The organism is Algoriphagus sp., assembly GCF_029254265.1.
Taxonomy (GTDB): domain Bacteria; phylum Bacteroidota; class Bacteroidia; order Cytophagales; family Cyclobacteriaceae; genus Algoriphagus.
This window is the reverse complement of sequence record NZ_JAQWXX010000017.1, coordinates 1-11,369: the sequence shown is the minus strand read 5'-3', so window position 1 is coordinate 11,369 and position 11,369 is coordinate 1. Positions and strand designations below refer to the sequence as shown.

11 protein-coding genes are annotated in these 11,369 nt (G+C 37.9%); 1 reads left to right on the top strand and 10 read right to left on the bottom strand.

Going from position 1 to position 11,369, the window contains the following annotated elements; all coding sequences use genetic code 11:
* Positions 1–183 precede the first annotated feature (183 nt).
* On the bottom strand, positions 184–1,287 hold the full coding sequence (gene msrA / locus P8O16_RS01715) for a peptide-methionine (S)-S-oxide reductase MsrA (protein WP_300310217.1): 1,104 nt from the start codon (positions 1,285–1,287) through the stop codon (positions 184–186).
* Between the two features lie 324 nt (positions 1,288–1,611).
* Complete coding sequence (locus P8O16_RS01710; protein WP_300310215.1) at positions 1,612–2,271, bottom strand: GDSL-type esterase/lipase family protein; 660 nt, start codon at positions 2,269–2,271, stop codon at positions 1,612–1,614.
* Between the two features lie 256 nt (positions 2,272–2,527).
* Here P8O16_RS01710 and P8O16_RS01705 point away from each other — a divergent pair, with 256 nt between their 5' ends.
* Entirely contained in the window at positions 2,528–3,643 is a 1,116-nt protein-coding gene (locus P8O16_RS01705; RefSeq protein WP_300310213.1) for a DUF4407 domain-containing protein, read from the top strand.
* A 94-nt stretch (positions 3,644–3,737) separates the two neighbouring features.
* Here P8O16_RS01705 and P8O16_RS01700 read toward each other — a convergent pair whose 3' ends face one another.
* The 8 genes from P8O16_RS01700 to P8O16_RS01665 all read right to left on the bottom strand — a co-directional run bounded on the left by P8O16_RS01700 (position 3,738) and on the right by P8O16_RS01665 (position 11,213).
* Positions 3,738–4,484: a DUF5995 family protein gene (locus tag P8O16_RS01700; protein WP_300310211.1), complete on the bottom strand. Its 747-nt coding sequence runs from the start codon at positions 4,482–4,484 to the stop codon at positions 3,738–3,740.
* Complete coding sequence (locus P8O16_RS01695; protein ID WP_300310210.1) at positions 4,481–5,212, bottom strand: VIT1/CCC1 transporter family protein; 732 nt, start codon at positions 5,210–5,212, stop codon at positions 4,481–4,483. The genes P8O16_RS01700 and P8O16_RS01695 overlap by 4 nt, the downstream gene beginning before the upstream one ends.
* Positions 5,213–5,303: 91 nt before the next feature.
* Positions 5,304–6,467: a dipeptidase gene (locus P8O16_RS01690; RefSeq protein WP_300310208.1), complete on the bottom strand. Its 1,164-nt coding sequence runs from the start codon at positions 6,465–6,467 to the stop codon at positions 5,304–5,306.
* Positions 6,468–6,950: 483 nt separating this feature from the next.
* Entirely contained in the window at positions 6,951–7,598 is a 648-nt protein-coding gene (locus P8O16_RS01685) for a peroxiredoxin (RefSeq protein WP_300310206.1), read from the bottom strand.
* A gap of 102 nt (positions 7,599–7,700) precedes the next feature.
* Positions 7,701–8,150, bottom strand: a complete 450-nt coding sequence (locus P8O16_RS01680; protein WP_300310204.1) for a c-type cytochrome — start codon at positions 8,148–8,150, stop codon at positions 7,701–7,703.
* 3 nt (positions 8,151–8,153) lie between these two features.
* Entirely contained in the window at positions 8,154–8,765 is a 612-nt protein-coding gene (locus P8O16_RS01675; protein WP_300310202.1) for a DUF2202 domain-containing protein, read from the bottom strand.
* A gap of 178 nt (positions 8,766–8,943) precedes the next feature.
* The gene (locus tag P8O16_RS01670; RefSeq protein WP_300310200.1) at positions 8,944–9,981 is read right to left on the bottom strand and encodes a hypothetical protein; all 1,038 of its coding nucleotides are present in this window, start codon (positions 9,979–9,981) and stop codon (positions 8,944–8,946) included.
* Between the two features lie 182 nt (positions 9,982–10,163).
* Complete coding sequence (locus P8O16_RS01665) at positions 10,164–11,213, bottom strand: cytochrome c peroxidase (RefSeq protein ID WP_300310198.1); 1,050 nt, start codon at positions 11,211–11,213, stop codon at positions 10,164–10,166.
* Positions 11,214–11,369: the final 156 nt, after the last annotated feature.

Below are 11,369 nucleotides of genomic sequence, written 5' to 3'. Positions count from 1 at the left end.
AGAATTACCTGGACGAGTTTTGTTACAAACTCAACAGAAGATATTTCGGTCAAAAACTCTTTGACAGACTCATTATTGCTTCGATTTAATCATACTGGCAAGATTGCGGATATACATAAAACTCTAAAATCAAGGACATAAAAAAAGAGACTATTTCTAGAAAATAGTCTCTTTTTAGAAAGATTAATTAACTAGCCAAAGGAAATCTCCATAACCTTTCGCTTCCATTTCTTCTTTAGGGATAAATTCCATTGCTGCAGAATTCATACAATAGCGAAGACTTGTAGGTTCCGGCCCATCATAGAATACATGCCCTAAATGGCTTTTTCCTAGCTTGCTTCTAACTTCCACTCTTGTCATTCCGAGATCCTTGTCTATAGGCTTATCAATTACCCTAGCATCTATTGGTTTTGTAAAGCTTGGCCATCCTGAACCAGACTCATACTTATCCTTGGAACTAAATAGAGGCACACCAGTCACAATACAGACATAAATTCCATCTTTCTTATTTCCATTGTATTTATTTTGGAAGGCATATTCTGTAGCGTCTTCCATGGTAACTTCATATTGAAGATCTGTCAATTCTTGCTTTAATTGATCCTTAGATTTAGCGGGGTATTTTTTCTCGCTTAATTCTGGCCAATGTTTCTTGATAAAGGCGTCTCTTCCGGATCCAGTTCTGTAAGAATAATATTCCGTGGGATTCTTTTTGTAATAATCCTGGTGGTAATCTTCCGCTGGGTAGAAGTTCGTGTATTTGATTATCGGGGTAGCTACAGGTTTCTCGAAACGTCCAGACTTATCCAAATACTTTTTGGACTCTTCAGCAACCTTCTTTTGCTCATTGTCATGATAAAATATTGCTGATTCGTATTGAGAACCTCGGTCATAAAAAGATCCGCCTACATCTGTTGGATCAAAAGTTTGCCAGAAGATATCCACCAATTCCGAATAGCTGATCACTTCAGGGTCAAAAGTAATTTGGATCGATTCTCGATGTGAAGTCTTTCCGCTAGCTACCTCTCCATACGTAGGGTTCTTTTCTTTTCCTCCTGCATATCCTGAGACTACAGAGATAACTCCATCAATACCTTCGAAAGGAGCTTCAACGCACCAAAAACAACCACCCGCAAAGGTCGCTAATTGAGTAGTGCCATCGTAATTGGCAACTAATTCAGCATCAGTAGAGGAAGCCTCTTGGTATTCTGTTGTGGAAGTTCCACAGGACATGAGTAGTCCAACTAGTAAACTTAGCATGGGTAAAATACTTTTATTTAAATGAGTCATTTGAGTTTGGTTCTTATTTTGAGTTGAATCCACTGGTGCCAACTTATAGAGAGAACTGATTTTTAGAAAATCTGTTCGATGATTTTCAAATTACCAGATACGAAGTGAATTGGACTCCGGTTTGCCTTGGTTGATACAAATTACCAGAACTCCACCTTAAGTGAAAACTTAAAAAAGCTTTGAAAAATTCAATTAAACTATTCTTCATCCTTTTTTTGTTGATTTTTCCATTCATTTTGTGGTTGCAAAACACAAAGGAGCAGTTTTAGAGTTAAACAGTTCAAGTTCATAATCTTTCAGAAATAGAGCCAAATCTTAATTGAGTTACTTCATAAAAGGCACCACCGATTTATTCCAGATCGCATAGCCTTTTTCATTCATGTGTAGACTGTCTGCAATAAAGATTTCTGAAATCGGTTTCCCTGTTTTATCTAACATGACATCCCATACGTTCATGAAATCCACTTGATTATGAGTTGTTGCATACTGCCGCATCAGGTCATTCAACACTGTGTAGGAAGTCTTTAGCTGCCATCTTGAGGGGCTTGGCTTAGCACTGATAAGGACGATGTTCGTTTCGGGTAATTTTTGAAAGATTCGATTAACTAGCAGATCGAGGTCTGTCATGATCTGAGTAGCTTCTTTTCCTTCGAAGATATCGTTGTCCCCTTCGTAGATAAACACTTTTTCTGGACTGTATCGAATCACTAATTCATCCAAATGAATCAATAAATCCGAAGCTTGTGATCCACCAAATCCAGTATTGATAATAGGGATTGTTGGAAATTCTTCCTGAAGATTTCTCCAGAGTCGAATGCTCGAACTTCCCGTAAAAACAACCGAATTTGGTTCCCAACTTTTTTGATCTATTCGTTCAGTAAGTGATTTCACTTCTTTTTGGAAAGGAATTTCCTGGCCAAAAAGCAACGTGCTTGATCCTAGAATCAGCAATAGAAAAAAGATAAATCTAGTGGTGTGTTTCATACAAATTCGAACTGGGACAATTTGGGCTTATTTTCAAAAGCGTTCAGCAAGTGCTCATAAGTGAACAGAGCGAACACTTTTGAAGGGTGGGTTCATTCCTTCAATGTAAAAAATATGTTCAGCAAAAATGCTGATTCGCCCCTTTAAATTGGGGTTTGGTCACATTTCTTTCCAGAAGGTCGATTTTATAGACTGACTGATCTTTTTTGGAGAAGTTTTAGCGTTAGAATCTATGTCAATTTAATCCCCCTTTTGAATGAATCATCTTTCTCGGTTTTTCTGGTTTTGTAGTGGTGCTAATTTTTCTATCCTCAAGCGAACTCCTACAGAATCAAATAAATACATTGGAATAGGAGCTACAGTCTTTTTTACTGGGATCTTGGCTACTATTGCAGCAGGTTATGCTTTGTTTACTGTTTTTGAAAATATTTGGCCTGCAATTCTCTTCGGTTTACTGTGGGGAATGATGATTTTCAATTTGGATCGGTTTATCGTTTCAAGTATGCGGAAAAAGGAAAGTGGATGGAGTGAATGGAAGCTAGCAATTCCCCGATTGGTTTTGGCAGTTTTATTAGCTTTAGTAATCTCGAAGCCTTTGGAGTTGAAAATGTTTGAACGTGAAATCAATCGCAAACTTGATGAGAAGAAAACTGAATTTATAGCTACCTCTAAATTGAATTTGGCGAAAGGTTTTCCTGAAATACAAGAACTAGAAGTTCAAAAAGACAGCTTAAAAACTGAGATTGGAAGAGCAGAAGCTTTCCGGGATCAAGTGCAACGAGAATATGATGCAGAACGATTTGGAGATAAGACAAGCAGCACCAGTGGAATAATAGGACTTGGGACTAATGCAAAGAAAAAGGAGCAGCAATTGGATGCAGCTCAGAAAGCTTTGGAAGATTTACGTGAAAGGAATCAGATTCGAGTGGACACACTTGATGCTCAGATTCGTGAATTTACAGCTCTCCGCCAATTGGAATTTGAAAAGCAACAGGCAGGAATAGATGGGTTTGATGGGTTAGCAGCCCGAATGGAAGCTTTGGATTTATTGAACAAGGAATCCGCTGCTATGGCTTTGGCTAATGTTTTTATCATACTGCTATTTATCGCTATAGAGACAGCTCCAATCTTCGTGAAATTGATTTCTCCAAGAGGGCCTTATGATGATCTGTTAGAATTAGCAGAAGACAAAGTCAAACTTTTCAAAGGGGAGAAATGGGTTAAAGTGAAAGGGGAATCTGAGGCTCGAGTTAGCTATTTTCAGGACACACATTTCTATGAGACTGACTTGAATAAAGAGAAAACCAATCGTAAAAATAAGGCTCAAACTGAGTCAGAAATCAGAAAAATTGAGGAGAAATTTAATGCGTAAACCTTCAAGTGATTTTCGGGATGTGAGTGATTAAGCAAATCAGATGTGATCTAGATCTCCTAATTTTCAATCTTTTAATTCTATTCTCACAACCTCAATTTACCAAAACATCCAATTGATCCATCGTTTTACCCACAGACTTCCATTCTGCAAAGCCTATTATTTTTACCAGAAACGAAAGCAATTTCCCTGGATTGATCAGCTTTTCTGCAAGATTTGAAATGTTTTCATCCCGATCCCTGATCTGAAATTTTTTATCTGGATCGTGATGATATTCCTCCGCATATTTCCATGCACCATCCCTGGCTAGCTGAATAGAGAAATTGAGGAACATTTCATCTTTTCCTTTTGCCAGTGGAATAAGCCATCCGAAAATAGGGGACACGTTACTGATATTTGCTTTTACTCCATCGACTAATTCGGCTAAGATGGAATTGATTTTATTGAAATCATTTCTGATTCCATTCAAATCCGCACCTTCCATGGTTTGGGAAGCAGCAATTCCTAAGTCGAGATTGATATGCGCATTGATTCCTAGAAATAAGTGTTGAAGCACTAAATATGAATTGGATTGACTGGCCTCAAAAGCAATTCTCCAACTTTTTGTTGGTTGTTTTCCCTGTAACCAAAGTTCGTATGCGTCAATAAACCTTTTCGCAAAAAGAACATCCAACTTCTCCATTCTTGGGTTATCCTCAAACTCACTAGTTAGAATCCCCTGTTTAATCCTTAGCGTCACTTGCCGGTAAAGCACAGCAAAGTATCCGATACGCATTTCTTTTGATTTACATTCGGATACAATTTCATCCATTCGAATTAAAACTTCTGCTATTGACTTCATGAATTACTGATGAAAAATTGTTCTAGTATATCACCAACATAATATGCTACCAACGCTGCTAAAAGTCCCAGTAGGAGTGTTTCGGCTATACTTCGGAAGGCTGGGGTTTGATTTACAAGACTTTTGAGCCAGCCTACCAAAACGAATGCTAATCCCGTCAAAATGCTTGTCCAAAGAAATATATTGATCTGTACTTTACTGAAAAAATCCCAGAGGTAAACCATCAAAGGAATAAATCCAATTACAATAAAAGAAACTAAAGTCGCCAAACCGATTCTGAATGGACTCTTGGTTTCTTCCATCATATTGAGTTCATCTTTCATCATTTCTGCTACCCAAAGATCTTTATCTGAGCAAATTTGATCTACGACTTTTTCAAGTAATTCACCCTTAAATCCTTTAGCTTCATAGATCTCCTTGATTTCTTGTCGTTCGACATCGGGTAGATTATCCACTTCCCAATATTCGATGTCTTGGTGTTTTTTATAATTATCCTTCTCACTTTTCGCAGCCAGATATGCTCCAACAGACATGGAAAATCCATCCGCAAATAGATTGGCAAATCCCAAAATGATAATTATTCCGGTATCTAAATTTGCACCAAAGCCTCCTGCTACGACAGCGAAAGTGGTAACAGCCCCATCGATACCTCCATATACGAACTCTCGGAGGTATTCCTGAATTCTTCCGAAATAGCTATTTTCCTGATGAATAAGAGATTCTTTCATATAATAATAATTTCTTTTTAATGGCCATATGGAATCTCGCAAGGTATTTAGTCATCTTAGTTTGCGACTTTTGAGTCAGGCTCGATTTCATTTATCTAAGATTTTCCAACATGAATTCTTTTACATTTTCGCCCATTACTGCACGGATCTCCTGCTCGGTGAAACCATCTCGAATTAGTCCCTCGACTATAAAGGGTAAACCCGTAATATCGAAGGGAACTGCTACTGATCCATCGTAGTCTGATCCTAATGCGACATATTTGATTCCAACCAGATCTCGGATATGGCGGATAGATGCGATGATATTCGGGAGTTCCGGCTCACCAACTGCCATATCAAAAAATGCAATTCCAATAATGCCTCCATTTGCAGCTATTTTCTTGATCTGATCATCACTCAGATTACGTTGTGAGTCAAATACTGCTCGTACTCCAGTGTGAGAGACGATTACTGGGGCGGTTGTGATTGCGAGCACATCATCTACAATTGTAGGAGAGCAATGCGCCAAATCGACGAAAATACCGAGTTCATTCATCCTTCGAATCACTTGTTTTCCAAAATCTGTCAGCCCAGCTAGATTTTCACCATGAGCAGATCCTCCAAGCTCATTGTCAAAAAAATGAGTTGGTCCGATCATTCGAACCCCTGATTCATAGACGATGTCTAGATTTTCAATTTTCCCTTCCAGTGCATGCGCGCCTTCGATACCCAGCATGGCACCTATTACATTTTTATCTGACTTTCTGGCCTGGATTAGCTTTTCCAGATCAGTTTTGGACTTAATGAAAATAGCCTTTTCGTTTTCCTCTTTTATAAAATCTGCTAAATCCTGAGATTGAGAAAGAGTCCGATTAATTAAGCTAAACCAATTCGATGGACTTTCTCCTTTTGCGATGGTCAATGGAGTGATATTATCGAATGCATCCGCGCTATTACTTTTCATATTTTGCCCTGCGGGTGATTTGGATACAATGGTAAACATCTCCATAGCCACATTGGCTTCACGCATTCGAGGGAAGTCTACGTGTCCACGATCTGATTTTTCTCTCAAATCTCTTCCCCAAAGGAGTGCATCGCAGTGTAAATCCGATATGAAATCTAAACGAGCATAAATTTGCTGTGCTTCGGTGGAAACTATGTAGGGTTTTTCAAGTTTGACAGGATTCCGTTGGGCTTCTATATAAGGAGGAATAAAAAATGTAGCTACAAAAAATAATCCCATGAGGATAGCGATTGAAATAATAAGTTTTTTCATAGTCCAAGGTTTAATTTTCAAGTTAGCAAAAAGTAAAGAAGTGAATTTTTTAAAATGAAACTTCTTCACTTTTTCAGAAAAAGAAAGAAAATATTTTACTGAAATTGTGTTTATATCAATGCTTTTCTTAAGTTTAAGAAATTTTGATAGACATAAAAGTTTACCAACTTATATGTTTGCTAAAGTTTATATGGTTTTACTTAATTTACAATAGACCCACTCTAGGAGCCTTTTTTCGAAAAGGCTCCTTTTTTTTTGGGGTGTGCTTAATATGTTTTTGTTTTTTTTTCAAAAACCGGTTTAAAAAAATATATAAAAGTTTAAGAAGTTTGTCAAAAGTTTGAGAAGTGGTTTTATGTAGTTGATTTTGCTCTATAAATAATATTTGGTTTTTAAGCTAAAAAAAAAGAAAACCTTCCCAAAAATTTTGAGAAGGCTTTCGAATCAATTAACCCTTTAACCTATACTATCTTTAAAATCCCTTTACGGAAGGTCTTTTTTTGCTAAATAGAAATCAACCATTTCATAATCACTGGCTTCTCTCTCCTGCATTTCTGCAACTGTTTTTGGTGGTGGTACAATCACCTTTTCTCCCGGAGTCCAATTCAAAGGCATTGCCACCTTATATTTATCTGCAGTTTGTAGTGCAATTAGTGCTCTTTTGATTTCTTCCATGTTTCGCCCCACATTCAAAGGATAGTACATCATCAATCTGATTTTTCCTGTTGGGTCGATGAAGAATACCGCACGAACGGCAGCAGTTTCACTCTCACCGGGCTGGAGCATTCCATAAAGTTTGGAAACACTCATATCGATGTCAGCAATAATTGGGAATTCAAATAAAACTCCTGTGTTCTTTTTAACATTGTTAACCCATGCAATGTGCGAGTGGATAGAGTCAATACTCAATCCGATCAATTTAGTTTCGTGGTCCGCAAAGAATGATTTTTCTAAAGCAAAGCCACTCATCTCCGTAGTACAAACCGGAGTAAAGTCCGCTGGGTGAGAAAATAAGATTGTCCAACTTCCTTTGATATATTCTGAAAACTTAATTTTTCCAGTAGTTGTCATTGCTTCAAAATCTGGAGCTTGATCTCCGATTCTTGGCATTGTTGTGATTTGTGCTTCCATGATTTAATCTTTTTGAATTTTTTAATAACCAAATCTACTTCAAACTCTGTTGGTTAACGGTGACAAAAATCACGCTTTTATAATCGAACCGATAGCTTTTTTCTATTCGCCATGCCCTTTTTCATGCGCATCAAACCATTTTGGCTTTTCCAATTCGGAATCTCTGATATAGGTTACAATCTGCTGAATTTCCTGATCTGTGACAGCAGGTTTTGGCATCAATCCGAATCGCTTTACAGGACCTTTCATGAGAGATTTTTCAGAAGACGGATTTTTCACGAATTCAATCATCGCTTTTGAAAAGTCCTCTTTTTCAGGATATGCATCGGAATAGTGTTTTTTTATTCCTGCAAGTGGCGGAGCGATGATATCATCATGTGAGTTTGTGTTTGGATTGTGGCAGGCATAGCAATGTTTTTTAAGAAGAGTCAACCCATCGTCCAACAGATCGGCTTGAGTAGGTATAATTACTTGAGGCCCTTCATTGGATGGTAAAGGTTTTGCAACAATGAGTTGCAATAAAAGGAAGATCATTGATGAAGCTATATTCATTGGTTAGTTGGCGTTACAGCCTGATTTTGGTGAATTGACTATTGAACTATACTCTGATTGGCTAATAAATTCCGGGGTGTAAGTGATTCCTGCAGCATTCGCCTGGTCATAAAATGCTCTCAAATGATTCTTGGATCCGCATTCCAGATTTGCGTAAAGATTCGAAATACTCAGCTTATCAGTCTCTGATATGGCAATTTCCAAATCATTGATATCCAAATCTTCAATAAGTAAACCCACTAAAATGGATTCATTTAAAGAAAGGTCTACACGGTTTATAAGATCAGAATAGAGGTTAATCAGGATAGGGTCGGTGAATTCTCCAGGGACTGTACTTCCAGAAAGTGGGTCTGAAACTTGAAAGGTCTCCATGACTCCTAAAACTGAAAGGACATGGCTGCTTTCACTGTTAGCAATGTTTTGGAAAATATTCAATCCATATTTTTCAAAAGCATATACATAGACATCATGGGCAAGTTTCTCCTCTTCCCGCATGAAAAGGAGAGTTTCAAGTTCCGTAGCTGAAATTACTGCTTCACTAGAGGGAGATTCTGTTTCCTGACAACTGCTAATAGCTAGAAGTAAGAAAATCGAGGTGATGAGGGCATTTTTCATATGATTATAATTTTTTTTAAAGGCCAGATAGAATCTTACAGATTATAATCATCCCAGTGTGTGACTTTTTAGTCATGCTCGATTTCATGTGCTTTATATTTCAAGCAATCTCACTAATAACCATACATTTCCCAGTGACTTTAAATACAAAGGCTTCTTATTTCCAGGGAAGTTGATTTTAAAGTTTAAAGCTTCTAATTATCCCCACACTGAATCGGTTTTGATTTAGGATTTGATTTCCATTTAAGTTCTGAAATACAGGAAGCTGTGTGATGATTGAAAAGGTGGTTTGTGTCAAGTTCAAGTCCAAACCTAGTTGAGCGAAAGTTACATCGCCACCTGTTAGATCCTGGAGTTCTTTTTGATAGAGATCTTTGTTGGATTGCTCGTAGTAAAATCCTGCACTTGGGACGATCAACAGCTTTTCTTTTACAGTAAATTGATGGAAATAAAGCGCATAACTGTTGAAGCTATTCCCAAATTCATACTCCTGCTCTCCCTCAGTGCTCCATTGATAGCTAAGTCCCACATTCACACCGTGATTTTGTAAAAACCATTGATAGTTTACTCTTGGAGTGAAGGAAAACGAGCCTTTTCCAGGTTGAATAATTGGGTCAAAGTAATCTTGAGTTTCAGTAGTTGATTTTATTAATGCCTGTCCAGTAGGAAGTGTAATTGCAAAACCGGGTCTAATAGTATGTCGAGACTTGGGGTTGTATATCAAGTGGATATATTCTCCGGCCACGGTTAAATCTCCCCAACCCTGTACAAATAGGGTTGTGTCGCGAACTGGTTTCGGTAAATCTAAATACTTTTCATAGTACACCTTATTGAATTCATAGGGAAGGAGAAAAGTAAAATTCCACTTGTTGTCCAAAGTAAAATTTCCACGTGCTTCAATTGTTTGGTAGGTTTCAAAATCCTGTTTGGTTTTTTGAACAAACAGATTATTTCCTTCTGGTTCGTGCATCACTGCATCTTTCTCCCAAGGCAATAATTTGGTGCTTAGTTGGGCAGGATAATTCCTGATAGTTGATGTAGTGGAATTGGAAAAGGATTTGTAGTCTTTAAAGTCCCTAAACCTATAAAATAGGCCGAAGTAACTCTTATTTTGTAATAAACTGTATTCGAAGAAATTGCAGCTATCACAGGCGTTGGCAGGTGAAAAACTACCGGCAGCAAATAGAACAAGACTTAGCAGTATGATTTTTTTCATATGATTATAATTTTTTCTTAAAGGCCATATGGAATCTCGCATGGATTACAATCATCCCAGTGTGTGTCGCATGCGACATGCTCGATTTCATGTGTTTATAATTTTTCTATTTGACTACATGGAATGCCCTATATAATCATCCTCCTGTGTGAGAACTTTTCTCATGGGCATTTCATGAGTTATTAATTTTTGATAGCGTGTTTACTTATAAACTTTTCATCTGTCAGGGTATTTAAAAATAAAATCAGAGCTTGACGGTCTTCTGTGCTCAATTTGATTCCATTTTGTAAGGAAGGTGCTAGAGAAGCATTGACCTGGATACCTGACTCGTAATGATTTAAAACATCCTCAACAGTTTGAAATCTTCCGTCATGCATATAAGGTGATGTGATTATAATGTTTCTGAGGGATGGCGTCTTATAGGCTCCCATATCTTTTGGCAAATATGAAATCCGATACCTCCCTTGATAAAGCCCTTCGAGTTCAGGAGGGTTTGGGTAGTCTAGGTCAAGTCCGTTATTGTGAAAACTCAAGTCGGTAAAGAGTCCTTCTTGATGACAAGAGGCACAATTATTTTGATAGATTGAGTAGCCTTGGAGTTCGATAGAAGTAAAATTCACCTCTTCTCTTTTCCATTGATCGTATTTTGAATCTTGGGAAATCAGAGTCCGTGTATATTGACTGATTGCACGGCTGATGTAGGCGCTTTGAATGGGAATCTCCCCAAAAGCCGCTTCAAATAGCTGTGGATAATCCTTGTCCTGACTCAAATATGCTACAATATCGTCCAGGTCAGCAGCCATTTCATCTTTGTGGGTCAATGGTCCAAAATTCAAAGACTCGAGATCATTCGCTCCTCCGTCCCAAAATAAGCCAGTAGTATTCCAGGCTAAATTGAAGAGGGGAGGTGAATGCCTTTTTAGCCTATTACCGGATACTCCAAAATCTCCAAGTCCTTCTCCGTCAGTGAAAGCGATTTCAGGCTGATGGCAAGTGGCACAAGATACTTTTCCATCGGCAGATAGCTTTGGATCAAAGAATAGTTTTTTGCCCAAAATCACACCTTCTTCCGTCATGGGATTTCGCTCAGGTTGAGGGAAATCCGAGACACGAAGTGTCCACGAAACCTCAGGTAGTATTAAAGTAGGAGACTTTAACTCCCGCTCTTGCTCCAAGGGCTCAACGCAAGAAAACAGGACCACAATACTTAAAAGAATTAAGAATCTACTCATTTAATTAAGCCCGGGGTTTGATCCCCGGGCATTAGAATTTGACTCGTCCTAAAAAAAGTTTACAGATTAATAATTATATACTGTTATAGGTTTACAGTTTTCGTTAATCCTGTAATTGATTTACAAGAGTACGATTTTTGGGATAATAGTTCTTCC